Genomic DNA, 18,327 nt, shown 5'->3' with positions numbered 1-18,327 from the left:
GGTTTGATCATCTAACTAATGGTTGTGCGATCGCTCTCGAAGCCTGTCCACAGCCAAGAGGAACGACGTAGGCGGAGCCTTCCCGCAGGGTAGCAATCGCAAAAACCACGGGATTTGTGAGGCAGTGGACAAATATCTTTACACACTTCATTGCTGAGTATAATTGCGTAGTTTACCCGCGCCTATACATATCAGACAAAGTCAACAATTAGCACTACTGGATGCGATTTCTACGGATAGACTGCGTCTACATAGCTTGCGATCGCTCATCCATAGAGAACATTGGTTCCTTCATAACCAACCTGATCGGGTTGTCTATCAACGAGCGCTCATCCATAGAGAACATTGGTTCCTTCATAACCAACGTGATCGGGTTCTCTACCAATGAGCGCTCATCCATAGAGAACATCGGTTCCTTCACAACCAACGTGATCGGGTTGTCTACCAATGAGCGCTCATCCATAGAGAACATCGGTTCCTTCATAACCAACATGATCGGGTTGTCTATCAATGAGCGCTCCTTCACGCACAACCAGATCTCCTTCACGCACAACCAGCTCTCCTTCACAACCAACGAGCCAATTTTTCGATTAACTAGCTCTCAATAATTGATGTTTTAGCCTTCCCTAATGCATTGCCTGTGCTGCTATGATTGAATATCAGCCGCCCGCAACCATACTCTTTTCTTGCCAGAATGCGCGGATGGGTAGGTGTTAGAAAAGTAATCTCACCAAAAACCGTTAAAACTATTTGTATATAAGGCTTCTACTGATTTATTGCTGTCCAATCACCCGCGCACCTTACAGAGATTGACTTTCAGCTATTTTGGGTTTGCTGTTTCATTATTGCTTATGTTATGATTGCACTGTCCGCGCAACAGTACCTTGAAAACTATATATACATTGGCTTTGGGGCTTCCGCTGTTTAAACTTCACTTAATCCCTATTAGGGATTGAAACCTTGATTTGCAAGGGTTTGAGGGGTGCTGACTGTGTTTAAACTTCACTTAATCCCTATTAGGGATTGAAACATATACTATCGATGCCCCAGTTTGCCTGCCTTTCGTTTAAACTTCACTTAATCCCTATTAGGGATTGAAACGAATCAGCAATAGCTAGCGATAAAAACGCTAGTAAAGGCAAGTTTAAACTTCACTTAATCCCTATTAGGGATTGAAACTTGCTGCTTCTATGTATTCGGGTGAAGGATTTTTAGTTTAAACTTCACTTAATCCCTATTAGGGATTGAAACACAACTCTTGGCGAAAACCCACTCATTGAATTTCGTTTAAACTTCACTTAATCCCTATTAGGGATTGAAACCTAATAGCCTCCAGTATTTTGATAAACCTATTACGTTTAAACTTCACTTAATCCCTATTAGGGATTGAAACGTAACTTTGATTGTCGGTAGTGTCAATAGGATAATGTGTTTAAACTTCACTTAATCCCTATTAGGGATTGAAACGGATCTGGGGTGTAATTCGGAATATCAGAATTTGGTTTAAACTTCACTTAATCCCTATTAGGGATTGAAACTCGATAAGTAACAACGGCTTTTTGCTTCCTTTAAGTTTAAACTTCACTTAATCCCTATTAGGGATTGAAACACAGTGGTGGGAGTTCCAACTTTCACTCCATGAGGTTTAAACTTCACTTAATCCCTATTAGGGATTGAAACCTTTTTCCTCGTCCATCATTGCCTTGTATTGGCGCTCGTTTAAACTTCACTTAATCCCTATTAGGGATTGAAACTAAATTGGTTCGCTTCTAATGGGCGTATTATTGTTTAAACTTCACTTAATCCCTATTAGGGATTGAAACAAGAGAAGGTTAAGGCGATTTTCTTATCCAGGTAAAGTTTAAACTTCACTTAATCCCTATTAGGGATTGAAACGTGACATTGCCAGCACACTTACTCAAGCATTAGCGTTTAAACTTCACTTAATCCCTATTAGGGATTAAAACAAGGCTCACTTGGATGAGTATGAGAGCCGAGGTTGCAAAAATTCTCTCGCAAATAGATGGCGGTAAGGTATCAGTGGCACAATATCAAAAATGGCTGAAGAATAAAGCTGTAGCCTACGGTACAGAGCCAAAAGCCTTTCTTAAATATGCCGCATTCATGCATGAAATAGGGATGCTAAACAAGCAGCCAAAATCAATTGATGAATTAATTTTACCGACACTTCAAGGTGCTGGTGGAGATTAATTTATGGCAGATTTAGACTCGTTGATTGCAGCTAAAAATGTGCATATTAGCTACAAAGATAGTAAGCAGAAATTTACGGCTGTACAAGATGTTAACTTTAGTGTGAAATCGGGAGAAAAGTTTGCCATCATTGGGCCTTCGGGTTGCAATACTTGTCGGTTAAGGGGGAAAGGGGAAGGGGAAAAGGGGCAAGAAAAAACCTTTAACCCTTACCCTTTCACCTTTTCCCCAAACCAAATTCCGAGTTGAAAATCCTTAACCGAGCAGTATTGCTTCGGGTTGTGGAAAGAGTACCCTGTTAAAAGCGATCGCAGGTTTTGTACCTGTCACTAGTGGCGAATTATTAATTGCAGGTAAGCGCATCACCACACCCAGTCCCGAGAGAATGATTGTTTTTCAAGACTTTGAACAGCTCTTACCTTGGCAAACTGTATTGCAAAATGTAGTTTATGCGTTGGAAACGACAAATAAAGCCAGAGGTAAAACCGCCATTGCTGAAGCTTGCAGATATCTGGAATTAGTGGGAGTCTCCGCATCCAGGGATAAATATCCGCATCAACTCTCAGGTGGGATGAAACAACGAGTGGCGATCGCACGCGCCTTGGCTGTTAAACCTCAAGTTTTGCTCATGGATGAACCATTTGCAGCACTCGATGCTTTAACCCGTACTCAACTGCAATATGAACTCAACAATATTTGGCACAGTACAGGGGTAACATTGATTTTAATCACCCATTCCATAGAAGAAGCCGTCTATCTTGGACATCAAGTTGCAGTGATGACACCTGTACCCGGAACCGTGAAAGAAATTGTAGACACACTGCAAACGGATCGTGTATTTGCTGGGTTAGTCGTGATTGCTAGTTTGGGTTTAGCTGTGAATTACCTTTTCCACTTAATTGAGTTGAGAACTGTGGATAAATGGGGAATGAAACAGAGTTAACAATTGGGAGGATGCGTTACGCCGGAGGCTAACGCATCCTACTGGCGTGTCTAGACTAAAATGAGGCAATATAATTTTCTTGTGGGGTGGACAGCGTTCGACTGAGCGCTCACGCCGAAGTCTTGTCTGCCCAGGACGGGCAAGATGCCCATCCCACAAGAGTTTGAGCCATGCACTATTTTAGCTTTGCCACGCTACTACTGCCACCACCGCGCCACATCCAAAACTGCATCGGTAAATTCTGCCTTTGCCACTTCGCCACCTATGAATTGGTATTATATGCTTGGTGGTGAAACTTGTTTCATTGGGACTGCTTCCTGCATTATTCATGCACTCTTTGAGGGCGGTATTTCAATTTATGTTGAAATACTGTCCTCATATTTGTTTCAGCTTCCACCCAAGTTCAGGATTTCTGCTCTTTTGCTTCCATCTCGACCCCCAATTGCCAAATGAGCGAAGTTACGCCGAGAAACCCTCGAAAAGCTTCTCGCTTTCGACTATTTGAGGTCATAGCGATCAAGGTTCATCACCTTGTCCCACGCCGCCACAAAGTCATGCACAAATTTCGGCTGTGAGTCCTCAGAGCCGTAGACTTCCGCGAGAGCTCGTAGCTGAGAGTTTGAGCCGAAGATGAGGTCAACACGGGTACCAGTCCACTTAAGTGAACCTGTTTTGCGATCGCTCCCCTCAAACTCATATTCATCTTCAGAGGTCGCCTTCCACGTTGTACCCAGGTCGAGCAGATTTACGAAGAAGTCATTGGTCAACGTCTCTGGGCGATGGGTGAAAACTCCGTGTTTGGATGCTCCATAGTTCGCACCCAGGACGCGCAAGCCGCCTACAAGAACCGTCATCTGCGGGGCTGACAGGGACAGCAATTGTGCCCGATCAACCAACAACTCCTCTAACGATTCGCTGTGTTTACCACTGGTATAGTTGCGGAACCCGTCCGCAGCCGGTTCGAGGACGGCGAAGGATTCGACATCCGTTTTCTCTGGCAACGCATCCGTGCGTCCCGGCTGGAAGGGAACCGTCACGTCGTGACCAGCATTTTTCGCCGCTTGTTCGATACCTGCACATCCACCCAGAACGATCAAGTCAGCCAGCGAAACCTGCTTCCCGCCAGAATGCGAGCTGTTAAATTCCTGTTGAATTGCCTCTAGGGTTTGCAGCACCGTTGCCAGTTGGGTCGGCTGGTTGACCTCCCAATCTTTCTGTGGCGCGAGACGAATGCGCGCCCCGTTCGCGCCACCGCGCATATCAGAGCAGCGGAAAGTTGACGCAGATGCCCAAGCAGTTGAAACGAGTTGGGAAACAGACAGTCCCGAGGCCAGAATCTTGCCTTTGAGAGCGGCGATGTCTTGCTCATCAATCAATTCATGGGTGACTGGGGGGACGGGATCTTGCCACAAAAACTCTTCGGCTGGAACCTCCGGGCCGAGATAGCGCGATCGCGGCCCCATGTCGCGATGTGTCAGCTTGAACCACGCTTTGGCAAATGCATCTGCAAACTCATCCGGGTGCTCGTAATAATGCCGTGAAATCGGCTCGTAGATGGGGTCAAGCCTCATGGCCATGTCCGCCGTAGTCATCATGGGGGCGTGCCGTTTTGCTGGATCGTGCGCGTCAGGCACCGTATCCGCGCCAGCGCCGTTTTTAGGTGCCCACTGATGTGCACCAGCAGGACTTTTCACAACTTCCCAATCATATTTGAACAAGGTTTCGAGATAGCTGTTGTCCCATTGCGTCGGCGTGGGAGTCCATGCGCCTTCGATACCGCTAGTGATCGCATCGATGCCGACACCCGTGTTGAAGGTGCTTTTCCAACCAAGACCCTGCTCCACAATGGTGGCACCCCCAGGGTCTTGACCTACGTGGGTTGCCTCACCCGCACCATGACATTTGCCAAAGGTATGTCCGCCGGCAACGAGCGCCACCGTTTCTGCATCATTCATTGCCATCCGCCCAAAGGTCTCGCGAATATCGCGCCCTGAGCCAACCGGATCGGGCTCACCGTTGGGCCCTTCCGGATTCACGTAGATTAGACCCATCTGAACGGCAGCCAAGGGATTCAGCAGCACGCGATCGCCGCTATAACGCTCGTCGCCGAGCCAGGTTTTTTCAGAACCCCAGTAGATATCTTCTTCTGGCTGCCAGACATCCACGCGCCCGCCAGCAAAGCCGAGCGTCTTGAAGCCCATCGACTCCAAGGCGCAGTTACCAGCGAAGACCATGAGGTCAGCCCAGGAAATTTTCTTGCCGTATTTCTGCTTGATTGGCCAAAGCAACATCCGCGCCTTGTCGAGGTTGGCATTGTCAGGCCAACTGTTGAGTGGCTCAAACCTTTGGCTACCCGATCCCGCGCCGCCGCGACCGTCGCCAATCCGATAGGTGCCTGCGCTGTGCCAAGCCATGCGGATGAACAGCGGCCCATAATGACCATAATCGGCTGGCCACCAGTCAACAGAGGTGGTCATCAGCTGATAGATATCTTGCCTGACAGCATTTAAGTCGAGACTCTGAAACTCCTGAGCATAGTTGAACGCCTCACCCATAGGATTGGACTGGGGTGAGTGCTGGTGGAGAATGCTCAGATTCAAATAATTTGGCCACCAGTCTCGGTTAGACGGCACATGACGAGCCTGAAATTTCTGGCCTCCGCCCGTAAATGGGCATCCGCTTTCGCTGCTCATAGTATCTCCCGTCAAATTTTGTGGTATGGATTTTTTGATGTAGTGCTGGTATAGCCAACAAATAGCACATGGGCAATTATGGGGATGATCGATGAGAAATATAATCGAAGAGAAATATAAACAACGTTATGATTTGAAACAATCGGTTATACTCATGGACTAAGCAGGGCGATCGCATTTAAATATTGATGGGTATAACCAAGAAAGAACCTATTTAAGGGACTTCCAAATAAAAAAATATCCCAGTATTTATTGTGGGGTGGACATCTTGTCCGCCCAGTTTATGTGGCGGGCAAGATGCCCGCCCCACAAGATGGAATAATTTATTTCTTGGAAATACCTAAGAGACTTCCAGAAAATAAATTATTCCATTTTCATAGTGGGAGATTCTTTCTCCTCTGCTTCCTCTGCATACACAGCGTTCGCGTAGCGTCCCGCAGGGATGGAATATTTTTTGAGTTGCAAGTCCTAAGCTGTAGCACTGCGTACCAAAATAACTGTGCAATTACTTCTACGAGAAATATTTTCAGGAATATTACCGTTAATCGCTTGCTTGAGAAGACTTTCACGACTAGCACCCAGGATAATCACATCACTGCAGTCTTGTTGGGCGCAATCAATGACAGCCTCAGGAACAGAACTAGCACAGACTGGGGTAGCAGTCACTTTACCGCTAACTCTCGGCTCAAGAAAGCGAAGATATCTGTTGAGCAATGTTGTATCTGGTTGAGATTCAGTAGGTTTGAAAACCTGATATAGCTTAATCGCAGGTGATGAACTGAGGGTAGTTAGAGCTGGTAATAGCTGGATTGCTTGGCTGGAGTTGGGGCCACCTGCCATTGGTAACAACCAACGCTCAAAACCTTTATGGTCATTTAATTTTACTAAAACAACATCACAAGCAGCCTGGCGAATCACAGTATCTACCACTCGGCTGAAAACTCTACCCGGAGTTGAAGTATTGCCTTTCCAACCCATGAGTACTAAATCTATATGTCGCTCTTTAACAGTCTCTAATATTGCCCCAGCAACATCATGGGCAACGCGAATTTGTGTATGCACAGGAATTCGACAATCTTTCCCTAACTGTACAGCCTGTTGCAACAGACGATGACTTTTGGCAGTTGACACTGGCGTTTCAGAGGGAGAGCGATCGCGTGGAACTATAATCACTTGCAGACATTCAATTTCGTAATGCTTTTCTTTTGCGATCGCTGCTGCCATTTCGAGTAAGGTCTCGGCTGTCTGTGGATGGGACAATGGCACTAACAATCTGCCTTTTCTCATAGCCGGAGCGCGAGTTTGGTAAATTACATAAGAAGGTTCTAATGTCTTGGTCGGCTCAATTTTGTCTACATTACCATTGAGTCGCTCGGCTTCAACGCGGATAATATCAGTGCGTGTAATAATTCCTACAAGTTTGCGACCTTCTGTAACAGGTAAACAGCTCAAGTTATAACGGTTGAGTAGATGTAAAACATAAGCCAGGGTAGCTGTGGGGCTGACTGTAACTGGCTCTGGTGTCATAATCCCATTGATAGCTGTATCACGAGCTAACTGCTGTGAGCCAGTATTTACCACATCCTTTTGAGTCACAATACCCACAAGTTTGCCATTCTCCACTACTGGGAAATTGCGATGATGAGAATGGGAAAATGCCTGTACTGCTTCATCAATACTCATTTTGCTAGAGAGAGTTTCCACACGGCGCTGCATAACATCTGCGGCAGTTAACTGTGCTAAAAGTCCCTCGGCAACGGGTTCTTTTTTAATGTGAATGCCTTTCCATTCAAGTAGCAAATCGTAAAGCGACCTATAGTCTATTTTTTCTGCAACTAAATAGGCAACTACAGACACAATCATTAACGGTAGCACCAAATTAAAATCTGTGGTCATCTCAAAAACCATGACCACAGCAGTTATTGGCACCTTGGAGACAGCGCTAAAAAATGCTGCCATGCCTACATGGGCGTAGGTTGTGGCTGCACTCATGCCCAGCAAACTCTCTTGCGTAGCACCTACTAAATAGCCAAGGGCAGCACCTAAGACTAAGGTGGGAACTAGTAAACCACCCGGTGCGCCAGAGCCGTAAGTTAAAATAATTAAGCTAAATTGAACAACAAAAGCGATCGCAGCCAATACTGAATCACTACTACCTGTAAGTAACAGATCTCGCAACCCAGCATGATTGCGAAAGGCTACAGGCAAAAGTGCGATCGCAACACCAGTAATTAACCCAACAATTCCAATTCGCCAGGGTAAACTCAAGCGTAGCAGGCGGCGGTTAACTGCCAAACTAGCAATCACACTCTTATTAAAGAGAATTCCTAGTAACCCAGCCAGCACCCCTAAAATCAAGTAGAAAGGGATTTCCTGAGCAAAGAATGTTGTATGTGTCACAGCTAAATTAACGTTCAGATCTAAGCTGTGACTGCCATATAACCGAGAGATAACTGAAGCAATAAAAGAAGCTAAAATTGCCGTGCCAAGGGTAATACCTGAGACATCTTGGAGTAGTTCTTCCACTACAAATAACACACCAGCAATTGGCGCATTAAAAGCTGCAGCTAACCCTGCGCCAGCCCCAGCGGCGATCAGTTGACGACGATGTTCTGGGGAAGTCGGCACCCAATTACTCAGTTGATTGGCTAAAGCCGCCCCAATTTGCACAGTCGGCCCTTCCCGTCCTAAAGGCATTCCCGAACCCAGTACTAAAGTGGCGCTGACTAACTTAACTAAAGCAATTCGCAAATTCAACGGCATCGGTACACGAGCTAATACCGCCTTCACTTCCGACATCCCACTACCTGATGCTTCGGGTGCAAAGCGTTCTACTAGCCAACCAGCTAAGACTCCGCCTACGAGTCCAATAACAGGTAACACCAAATAGGCAGGCCAAAGGTAAGAAATATGAACTCGCCATGCCCCTGCCCAGTCTACTGCTTGCCCTAATACAACTGCTGCCAATCCAGACACCAAACCAATCACACAAGCTTCAAAGAAAGCCAAGCGTCTAGGTTGCAGCATCTGGCGGTAAAGCCTCAACCACAGAATTTTTCCCCTCACTAACATAATTTTTAGCGATCGCTTTTCAGCAGTCGTTTCTACTATCAATAGCGTTTCATTAAAAAATGAAAATTCAATGAAATTTGCATATATCAAAAGATATATGACTTGTATTTGATTTTGGAAAAAACTCAGTACACCTTGATCACTTCTTTGCTGTTACCTTTTAATCTGGTCAAGACGTTTCGCAGACAAAAGTTTATCAGTATTGTCTAGCACCACTAAGTCAGTCAGGGCTTCCACTACCAGAATCCGCATTTCTCAAATATCTATTTTTCAATTGGATTTAGGCCGAGGAAACTTAGAAGGAGGCTGGAATCTTTCTACTGGTACATCCTTAAGTGCTTTCTGCATAAAATCACGCCAGACAGGGGCCACTGTACCACCACCCGTTGCACTATGAGCTAATTGTCGGTTGTCATCCCTTCCTACCCAGATAGCAGTAGTTAACTGTGGTACAGTGCCAATAAACCAAATATCCTTTTCTGAAGAAGTTGTACCAGTTTTGCCGGCGACTGGACGACCGATAGCTGCGCCTTTACCAGTTCCTTCATTCACTACCGATTGCATCACATCTAAAGTGGCGGCTGATGCCCAAGGGTCAAGAACTAGTTGCGGTTTTGGAGTATTATCTAGCAACACATTACCACTGCTATCAGTCACACGGGCAATAATCGTCGCTGGTGATTGCCAGCCATAATTAGCAAAGGTTGCATAAGCACTAGCCATTTCCAGTGGTGTGACACCAATTGCACCTAGTGGCAGAGAACTTACCGGCACCATTGGACTCATAATGCCTAAGGTACGGCAAGTTTCAATGACTTTATCCATCCCTACAGCTTTACCAAGCTTGATTGCGGGAATATTACGGGACAGGGACAGAGCAGTACGAATCGATATTGCTCCCATAAAGCTATTATCATAGTTGCGTGGATAATACCAACCGCTACCATCTCGATAACTAACTGGGGTATCCAATATCGTGGAATTGGGTGTGAATTTCCCACTGGCAAAAGCGGTATAGTAAACAAACGGCTTAAAAGAAGATCCAGGCTGACGCTGTGCTTGTGTAGCGCGGTTGAATTCGCTAGTTTTGGCATCAATACCACCCACTAATGCTTTGACAAAATGTGTGCGCGGATCGATAGCCACTAAAGCCATTTGATTTTTATATATCCCTTGACTTTCAAGAATTTGATGCCACTTCTTAATAGTGTCTTCTGCCATCAGTTGGAAGTCTGTATCTACTGTGGTTTGTACCCGCATTCCAGCTTTGAGTAATGCTTCACGTCCAAATTTTTTAATTAGTTCTTGAGCCACAGTATTGGTAACGTAAGGCAAAGCGCTACCTTGAAAAGATTTGATTTTACCAAGTTTGATTTTTTGGTTGAGAGCATCATTATATTCTTGCTGACTAATCCAATTTAATTCCAACATTCGCCCCAGTACTTCTTTCTGTTTTTGTTTAGCCAATTTCATATTCACAAACGGGCTATATTCTTCTGGGGCGGGAATTAAACCTGCCATCATTGCTGATTCAGCTAGAGTCAAATTTGCCGCTGATTTATTAAAGTAAGTGCGTGCGGCTGTTTGTACACCATAATTATTGTGTCCCCAGTAAACTTGGTTGAGGTACATTTCTAAAATTTGGTCTTTAGTAATAACTTGCTCTAACCTAATTGCTAATACTGCTTCGGCAATTTTTCGGGTAATAGCACGCTTCTGGGATAAAAATATATTTTTTACTAACTGCATGGTGATTGTCGAACCACCTTCGCGGACACCACCAGCTAACCAGTTTGCGATCGCAGCTCGTCCAATCCCCACAGGATTAATACCGTGATGATCGAAGAAATTACTATCTTCACTAGCTAATACAGCTCGTTTTAAATTAGGAGAAATTGCATCTAAAGACACTACTTGTCGATTAGCTTCACCATGTATCCTGGCTAAAAGCTTGCCTTTAATATCATAGATATAAGTTGTTTCTGATGGAAAAAAGTTGCGTAATTGTCTTACATCTGGTAAATCTCGAAAACTAATAGCTAAACCAACTAAGCCGCCAGATATCACAGAAGTTGATAATAGAATTATTGATAGCAGTGTACCACCAGTTACTTGACCAACTCCTTGCCAAAATTCCCACTTAGGTAAAGTCTGAATTTGTGAATGTTTTCTATCGATAATTTTAGATGAAGACACGGCAATTATACCTTTTAATTATTAAAATTAACTAAAATAAAACTGTAGAAAATGCCAAGTTGATTTATAAATATTTGAGTTGGTAAATTAGTTTTTGATAAATCTCATTGACCTACTGCTATGGTAGTAAAGCTTAAGAAGAATTTAGCACCCTAAGTCTTAAGATAAATAAGAGCGATCGCCAAAGCAATATTCCTAATGTCATATATCTAATGGAATAGTTGACCGAGACGATTTTGGATTTTAGATTAAATCTGGAAAGAAATAGGACGACCGTTTAATCGCGCACTTATTGAGGAGATTCACGTGGGGTTGAGTTCAGTTTTCGGGTTGCAAATCCCAATTATTCCAGCGTTACTATTTATTTTGTGCTTATCAGCTATCTTTTTTTACTCTTTTGCCATATATGCAGCGATCGCTTTTTTTCGCCAACCCCGTGATATTGATTTAGAATTCCACCCCCCTGTTAGCATCCTCAAGCCTATTTGTGGCGTTGATCGCAATGCTGAAAATAACCTGGCTTCATTTTGCCAACAAGATTATCCCCAATATCAAATTATCTTTGCGGTGCGCGATCGCGAAGATCCGGGGATAGAAGTTATCAATAAAATTATCCAGCAGTTCCCTGATATAGATATTGATTTGGTGGTCAGCGATCGCATTATTGGCGCTAACCTGAAAGTCAGTAATTTGGCGAATGCTGTAACTGCGGCGAAACATAAAATTTTACTCATCGCTGATAGTGACATTTGCGTTGGTAGAGACTATTTGCAACGAGTCATTCAACCATTCAAAGAAGAGAAAGTTGGTGTAGTTACTTGTTTATACCGTTCTCTGGCTCAAGGATGGGTAACAATTTTAGAAGCTATCGGTACAGCTTGCGATTTTCATCCTGGTGTTTTAGTCAGCAATCAACTGGAGGGGATTAAATTCGCCTTTGGTTCTACGATTGTCATCCGCAAACAAGCCTTAGCAGCGATGGGGGGATTTGATGCGATCGCCGATCATCTGGCTGATGATTTCCAACTAGGTTATTTACCCGCCCAAGCTGGTTATCAAGTGGTGCTATCTGATTACATCGTCGATCATGTTTTAGACGATAGCACCTTGGCTGATGTTATCCAGCGCCAAATCCGTTGGGCGCGTTGTATCCGCGTTTCTCGCCCTGGGGGTTATCTGGGATTGCTATTTACTTTCGGTACAGTTAATAGCTTGCTGTTTTTGCTAGCTACGGGAGGATCAATTTTTGCTTGGGTAGTACTCGCTATTACCTGGATAATGCGATCGCTGATGGCTTGGGTGGTTGGCGTAACCATGCTGAAAGATTCAGTCGCTAAACAGTTTTTTTGGGCTATTCCTGTACGTGATTTGTTCCACTTTGCGATTTGGTGTAGTGGCTTTGTCGGTAGCACTATCACCTGGCGCGGACAAAAATTTAAGTTAAGCGCAGGTGGTAAATTAGTTTTCTTAAAAGAATCATGAGCATATTTGTCCTGAATTCTCTGTAAAAACTGCGATCGCCTTTTATAGATAACAGAGGTTTTATTTGGTAAATTCCCTAACTGTAGAGTCAGGCAATCTATTTTCTCATCAATAATTTAGGTTAGCTATATATTTGGTTATCTATCTTTAAGAAAACGTTGCAATCGATGAGTAAGAACATCTAAGTAGGTAAAGTTTATTTTCAGTAGAATCCATCAGAAATTAAGCGTGCTATTTTAAATACATGAAGCTAATCAAGCTTCCCTGGCAGATACAACAGCCAAGTTGACAAAGTACAAGTTAGTTAAGAGGTAAAAAAGCTGTTAATTCGTCTGTCTCGTCAGCTAACAACAACACCCAACTCGAAAGCTCATATTTCCTCAATCTAGTAAAGAGGGGGATGATACAAGTAAATTATTATTACATAGCGAGTATGTAGATAATTTTTGTAGCCCCATTTGTAACGCCGAAGTAAGAGGAAATCACTAAGCAAATCGCAGCTTGGGTGTTGTTGTTTTTAGAGGTTTTTGCCAAAATTTTATAGGATTCGGTTAGATTAGGTAGGGCATAACATGGTTATGCCCTTAAAATTATCTGAACTTCCAGCAGTTAGAATCTGACGCATTTATTGAAAAGAATTGTTGCTATTTATAAATCAAATATTTTTAAAAGTAAAGTTTATTTTCATACTGAATCTATCAGAAATTAAGCGTGCTATTTTAAAAATATGAAGCAAATCAAGCTTCATGCGGCGAATACAACAGCCAAGTTGACAAAGTCCAGTTAGTTAAGAGGTAAAAAAGCTGTTAGATAGTCAGTATCGCCAACTAACAACAACACCCAACTCGAAAGCTAATATTTCCTCAATGTGGTAAAGAGGGGGATAATACAAAAAGTTAATTACATAGCGAGTATGTAGTTAGTAATTGTAGCCCCGTGTGCAAAGATAAACGAGAGGAAATCACTAAGCAAATCGCAGCTTGGGTGTTGTTGTTTTTAGGAGTTTTTGCAAAATTTGATAGAATTTCTCGCGCGTCTAATACTAAATAAAATAATATTTGCGACACATCAATATATTCTAGAGGGCACGGTAGTGCCCATACTTGTCAACTTAACGTGAAACCCGCTTGGTTGCAAGGTTTCGCCCTCACCCCCAGCCCCTCTCCCACGAGGAGAGGGGAGCAAGAGATTTAATTCCCCTTCTCCCCCAGGAGAAGGGGTTAGGGGATGAGGGCGAGGGTTTTTTTACAACACTCGCCGTATATAGCTTTTAGCTTAAGTTGACACCAATGGGCATTGCCGTGCCCCTACAATCTGTCGCATTCTTTTTTCAAATTGGTATAAGATACAAGGGTGTGTTACTTCAAACTTACCAACCTCCGCAAAGGTATAACTAGTACAGTTCCTCCAACCAATACGAAAATTGAACCCAACCCAGTAAACATTGTAGGCAAAAACCATAGCTCAAACCAAGAATTAATCATGACGGAATCCTGGTCTTGAGAGTGATATAAAACTTCTACTTGCTGACCTTTTTTAAATGCTGGTGGCTTACTACCTGTATGGGATTCAAATATAGTTTTTTGGCCAGAACTGGGTGTAAATTTAACAATTGGATAATAAGCAGAAGATGATCGACCCTTACTATCTCTTGATGAACGTAACTTGAAATCAATTACAGTTCCTGGTAGAGATTCGGCTGTTTTGACAAAAGAGTGAGTATTAATGAAAAAAACAATGCCTATAACAGCAAATAGACCGCCAATACCCGCAAACATTGAACCAAACATTAAAAAGAATTTTGAATCATCATTCATAGAAGTTTCAAAATCAACTATTAAATAACTTTAGTATTCATCAAAAATTTGATACATCAAGAGTTTATATTTCTTATCCAAGTTCAAATAATATTTGCGACAAATAAATTCTTTGTAAGGGCACGGCATCTATAATCTTTTGGTATATCAAATTATCTTACTGGTGCCGTGCCCCTACCTACCAATCTGTCACATTCTTTTTTCAAAATGGTATTTTTCAAAAACGCTTCTACAAATGATTCTGGGCAAATTACAGATTGATGGAAATATCAAAACTCAAATTGAATGGCTAAACCAAGTCTGTGATGGAAAATTGGCGTTGACGATCTAATTCCTGAAGTTGTAGTTTTTCGTTATAAAAAGCTTGATAATATGATTGCCATCTTTCTGGTTCTGCTTCTGGATCGGTTTCTTGCCAAAGTTCCAAAAAGTGACGATAGCGCTTTTCTCGCATTACCCTTTCCATACAAGCGATCGCAGCCTGAACTACTTGCGGAGTCCGCATGATATCTTTCTTGTTTTTCTCATTTAAATGAAACAAATGAGATACTAAATTCAAATCCTCAGCTAATTCTAGGTATCTATCTTGCAGATTGGAAATTAAGTCTACTTGCTCTATGGTTAACTCGATAATTTTTTGCCATAAAAAGCGGTGGTGAGAAAGGCTAAATTGTAAGTCTCTTTCTTCTAATGCATTTAAAATAGTTTGGCGCTGTTCGGGACAATGTAAGTAAATCCGCAATAATAAGCCTTCTGCACGTTCTAGCAAACCGCGATCGCTAGTTGTAACTGTAGCCTGGGAAGCTTTATTGTTCTCCCATTTTTTTTTAATTTGTATGGGTTGAGAAGTATTGTTAGCAGGAGAAATTTGAGTCAGCAGATTTTCGACTCGTAACGGAATTAGTCTGCTATCTCCCAAGCTGAGGATTTCCGCACAATAGGAAATATAATAATTTTGCGTATCTTTATTAACTATATTTTTCAGTAATTTTACTATGCTTTGAGTAACTTGCTGAAAATCTGTAGGCTGTTTTAAATCACGGTCTTTGAGGATTTGGTCAATTTGCCAATTTAGCCACAGGGGAGCATTAATTAAAAGTTGGCGATAGTCTTCTGGGCTATGGTTGTGCAAGTATTCATCAGCATCTTTACCATCGGGGATGTTGAGAATTTTTAGTTGCACTTCGCCCATATAAGCGAGTTCGGCAATTTCGCCAATCGCCCTAGATGCGGCGTTAGTACCTGCATTATCCGCATCAAAATTGAGAACTAATTGTTTTGAGTCGGTATAGCGTAATACCAAGCGGACTTGATCTAAACTTAAAGCAGTACCGAGAGAAGCGACAACATTATTAATTCCTGCGGCGTGGAGAGCGATCGCATCAAAATATCCTTCTACTACCACAGCTTGATCGAATTGCGAAATCCCAGATTTGGCGTGATCGAGGGCGAAGAGAGTCTTACCTTTACTAAAAAGCTCAGTTTCCGGGGAATTGAGATACTTTGGCTGCTCATCGGTGAGGGTTCGCCCACCAAAACCAATTACCCGCCCTTGAATATCGCGGATGGGAATCATTAAGCGATCGCGAAACACATCATAATAACCGCCCCCTTCCTTGCGGGGTTTAATCAATCCCGCTTTTTCTACTAGTTGCACTGGGTAATGTTTACTATCTACCAAATAACGGTAAACAGTTTCCCAGCCTGCGGGAGCATAACCTAAGCCAAATTGCTGTATTGTTTCTTCTTTGAGAATGCGATCGCTTTTAAGATACTGTAGGGCTTTTTGTCCGGCAGATTGTCTGAGGGCGTGTTGATAAAACTGTGCTGTAGAAGCGAGAACTTCGTATAATTGCTCACGCAAAGACAGCTGACGCTGCAATTCTTGTCTTTGCTCAGGTTCTAAAGTTTGTACAGGTACTTGGTAACGCCGTGCTAAATCCAGCACCACTTCCGCAAAGGAACGCTTACCCACATCCATCACAAACTTAATCGCATTTCCCCCAGCCTGACAGCCGAAGCAATAATACATTTGCTTAGTCTGACTAACAGTAAAGCTAGGGCTTTTCTCATCGTGGAACGGGCATAATCCCACAAAATCTTTACCGCGCTTGCGTAAAACTACATACTCAGAGACGACATCTACAATATCAGCACGTTGTTTAACTTCTTCAATTGTATCCGGGTGCAAGCGGGGGATTTGCATAGTTTGTTATTTGTCCTTTGTCATTTGTCATTGGGTAATTGGTAATGGGTAATGGGTAATTGGTGATTGGTAATTACTTTTTCCCTTTGTCTCCTTGTCCCCTCATCTCCCCAGTCACCAGTCCCCAATCACCAGTCCCCAGTCCCCAATCCCCAACAAACTTGGGAGAAAAGACAAAGGAGAAATGATTAGGTACTCCTGATGGATATTATATTGTTGTTGCTCAACCAAGAAATATAGATAGTATGGCTGAGGCTGAGTCTTATAAGAGGAAATACTGAAGATGGGGCGTATTTTTATTTCTGCTGCTCACGGTGGTAAAGAAGCTGGCGGAATCGATCCAGGGACGATCGCAGGCGGGACAACAGAAGCTAGAGAAATGATTCTGTTGCGGGATTTGATTGTAACAGAACTGCGGGCGCGGAGTTTTGAAGTTTTGTCTGTTCCCGATGATTTGAGTGCAGCGGATACAATCGCCTGGATTAATGCTCGTGGACGTTCCACCGATGTGGCGTTAGAAATTCACGCTGATGCAGCTACTAGCCCAAATGTGCGCGGAGCTAGCGTCTTCTATATTGCCAGTAACGATCAGCGTAAAAGCAATGCGGAACTGCTCTTAGTTGGACTTGTACGCCGTGTACCCCAATTACCAAATCGCGGAGTTAGACCTGATACTGATAGTGGATTAGGTAAGTTAGCATTTTGCCGACAAACTGCGATCGCTTCTTTGTTGATGCAAGTAGGATTTCTCAGCAGTCCTGAAGATAGGTCTTTATTGCAAACCCGTCGCCGCGATTTTGCTTTAGGAATAGCAGATGGCTTGGCATCTTGGAGTCGTGTAGTTGACCCCAGTCAAGGTAATACACCAGAGGTAACTTATCCTCCCATTAATATTAGTATTAACGGACAAAATTACGCCGAAAAAGGCATACTTGTGAATGGTAATGCTTATATACCCATTGATTTAGCTGACCGCTTGCGAGTTGATTTATCAAAAGTTCCCGAAGTTCGCCGTATTACTTATCATAAAGTAGTGTATGTTAAAGCAATTGAACTGCGAGACTTTAATGTTTCTGTGGGTTGGGATGCGGCAACTAAAACTGTTCAGCTACGTTCTATTTTAGTAGTTTGCCCCGGACAGTTAGATAAAATTGTCTCCAATGGCAACACTTCAGAAGTGCAGTTACAAGTATTCTTGAGAAACAATAATGAGAATGCTTTAGTGCGATTTCCAGATATACCAAAACTTTACCGAGAAGAAGCCAGCGTAGAAGGAGTTAATTACGATATAGCCTTTTGCCAAATGTGTGTAGAAACTGGATTTTTACGCTTTGGTGGTGATATTAAACCCGAGCAAAATAACTTTGCAGGTTTAGGGACAATTGGTGGTGCTACACAAGCAGCATCTTTTGAAAGTGCCAGAATTGGCGTGAGGGCACATATCCAACATTTAAAAGCTTATGCTAGTTTAGAACCTTTAGTAAATGAAGTTGTAGACCCCAGATTTCGATTTGTGACACGAGGAATTGCACCATTAATTGATCAATTATCTGGGCGATGGTCAGCAGATTTAGATTATGGTGCCAAAATTACAGCGATGGTAAAACGTTTATATGGTATTTGAATTAGCTAGATTGTTATGATTTATGAGAGTGAAGAATTTATTAGCAAATTAACACAGCTAATTCTTATATTTTCTGCCTCTGG

General features: G+C 43.0%; 12 protein-coding genes and 1 CRISPR repeat array. Of the genes, 6 read left to right on the top strand and 6 right to left on the bottom strand.

Translation table 11 applies throughout. The features are described 5' to 3' along the window. Positions 1-7: 7 nt before the first annotated feature. Positions 8-151 (bottom strand): hypothetical protein, encoded by a 144-nt coding sequence (locus AACU25_RS13645; protein ID WP_339382026.1) that lies wholly within the window; start codon positions 149-151, stop codon positions 8-10. Between the two features lie 12 nt (positions 152-163). Here AACU25_RS13645 and AACU25_RS13640 point away from each other — a divergent pair, with 12 nt between their 5' ends. From AACU25_RS13640 to AACU25_RS13625, 4 genes are all read left to right on the top strand, one after another. Beyond that, the gene (locus AACU25_RS13640) at positions 164-388 is read left to right on the top strand and encodes a hypothetical protein (protein ID WP_339382025.1); all 225 of its coding nucleotides are present in this window, start codon (positions 164-166) and stop codon (positions 386-388) included. Between the two features lie 534 nt (positions 389-922). Then, positions 923-1,967: direct repeats of the CRISPR family, unit length 37 nt; unit sequence GTTTAAACTTCACTTAATCCCTATTAGGGATTGAAAC. Between the two features lie 19 nt (positions 1,968-1,986). Beyond that, on the top strand, positions 1,987-2,211 hold the full coding sequence (locus tag AACU25_RS13635; RefSeq protein WP_190445902.1) for a hypothetical protein: 225 nt from the start codon (positions 1,987-1,989) through the stop codon (positions 2,209-2,211). Between the two features lie 3 nt (positions 2,212-2,214). Continuing rightward, on the top strand, positions 2,215-2,460 hold the full coding sequence (locus AACU25_RS13630; protein WP_096576454.1) for a hypothetical protein: 246 nt from the start codon (positions 2,215-2,217) through the stop codon (positions 2,458-2,460). Between the two features lie 19 nt (positions 2,461-2,479). After that, positions 2,480-3,154, top strand: a complete 675-nt coding sequence (locus AACU25_RS13625) for an ATP-binding cassette domain-containing protein (protein WP_096576452.1) — start codon at positions 2,480-2,482, stop codon at positions 3,152-3,154. Between the two features lie 497 nt (positions 3,155-3,651). Here AACU25_RS13625 and katG read toward each other — a convergent pair whose 3' ends face one another. The 3 genes from katG to AACU25_RS13610 form a co-directional block, all read right to left on the bottom strand. Next, positions 3,652-5,847: a catalase/peroxidase HPI gene (gene katG, locus AACU25_RS13620; protein ID WP_096576448.1), complete on the bottom strand. Its 2,196-nt coding sequence runs from the start codon at positions 5,845-5,847 to the stop codon at positions 3,652-3,654. A 468-nt stretch (positions 5,848-6,315) separates the two neighbouring features. Then, on the bottom strand, positions 6,316-8,919 hold the full coding sequence (locus tag AACU25_RS13615) for a chloride channel protein (protein ID WP_096576446.1): 2,604 nt from the start codon (positions 8,917-8,919) through the stop codon (positions 6,316-6,318). A 270-nt stretch (positions 8,920-9,189) separates the two neighbouring features. Next, positions 9,190-11,115, bottom strand: coding sequence for a transglycosylase domain-containing protein (locus AACU25_RS13610; protein ID WP_321206808.1), 1,926 nt, complete (start codon positions 11,113-11,115; stop codon positions 9,190-9,192). A 312-nt stretch (positions 11,116-11,427) separates the two neighbouring features. On the opposite strand from AACU25_RS13610, the gene hpnI reads away from it, so the two are divergent. Continuing rightward, positions 11,428-12,597, top strand: a complete 1,170-nt coding sequence (gene hpnI / locus AACU25_RS13605; protein WP_321206809.1) for a bacteriohopanetetrol glucosamine biosynthesis glycosyltransferase HpnI — start codon at positions 11,428-11,430, stop codon at positions 12,595-12,597. Between the two features lie 1,358 nt (positions 12,598-13,955). Here hpnI and AACU25_RS13600 read toward each other — a convergent pair. Continuing rightward, on the bottom strand, positions 13,956-14,414 hold the full coding sequence (locus AACU25_RS13600) for a DUF3592 domain-containing protein (protein ID WP_096576444.1): 459 nt from the start codon (positions 14,412-14,414) through the stop codon (positions 13,956-13,958). A 289-nt stretch (positions 14,415-14,703) separates the two neighbouring features. Beyond that, on the bottom strand, positions 14,704-16,620 hold the full coding sequence (dnaG, locus tag AACU25_RS13595) for a DNA primase (protein ID WP_096576442.1): 1,917 nt from the start codon (positions 16,618-16,620) through the stop codon (positions 14,704-14,706). Positions 16,621-16,903: 283 nt separating this feature from the next. Between dnaG and tftA the strand changes: the two genes are divergently transcribed. Next, positions 16,904-18,244, top strand: coding sequence for a hormogonium tapered terminus morphoprotein TftA (gene tftA / locus AACU25_RS13590; RefSeq protein WP_096576440.1), 1,341 nt, complete (start codon positions 16,904-16,906; stop codon positions 18,242-18,244). The last annotated feature ends 83 nt before the right edge of the window (positions 18,245-18,327 follow it).

Origin of the sequence: Tolypothrix tenuis PCC 7101 (assembly GCF_963874875.1) — a bacterium.
In the GTDB taxonomy this organism is placed as follows: Bacteria; Cyanobacteriota; Cyanobacteriia; order Cyanobacteriales; family Nostocaceae; genus Aulosira; species Aulosira tenue.
The sequence above is the reverse complement of the archived record's forward strand: the minus strand, read 5'-3'. Positions and strand labels throughout refer to the sequence as shown.

Coding starts and splice junctions, on each gene's coding strand:
- katG (WP_096576448.1), bottom strand. CDS start 5,847: ATGAGCAGCGAAAGCGGATGCCCATTTACGGGCGGAGGCCAGAAATTT.
- AACU25_RS13635 (WP_190445902.1), top strand. CDS start 1,987: ATGAGAGCCGAGGTTGCAAAAATTCTCTCGCAAATAGATGGCGGTAAG.
- dnaG (WP_096576442.1), bottom strand. CDS start 16,620: ATGCAAATCCCCCGCTTGCACCCGGATACAATTGAAGAAGTTAAACAA.
- AACU25_RS13600 (WP_096576444.1), bottom strand. CDS start 14,414: ATGAATGATGATTCAAAATTCTTTTTAATGTTTGGTTCAATGTTTGCG.
- tftA (WP_096576440.1), top strand. CDS start 16,904: ATGGGGCGTATTTTTATTTCTGCTGCTCACGGTGGTAAAGAAGCTGGC.
- AACU25_RS13630 (WP_096576454.1), top strand. CDS start 2,215: ATGGCAGATTTAGACTCGTTGATTGCAGCTAAAAATGTGCATATTAGC.
- AACU25_RS13615 (WP_096576446.1), bottom strand. CDS start 8,919: ATGTTAGTGAGGGGAAAAATTCTGTGGTTGAGGCTTTACCGCCAGATG.
- AACU25_RS13645 (WP_339382026.1), bottom strand. CDS start 151: ATGAAGTGTGTAAAGATATTTGTCCACTGCCTCACAAATCCCGTGGTT.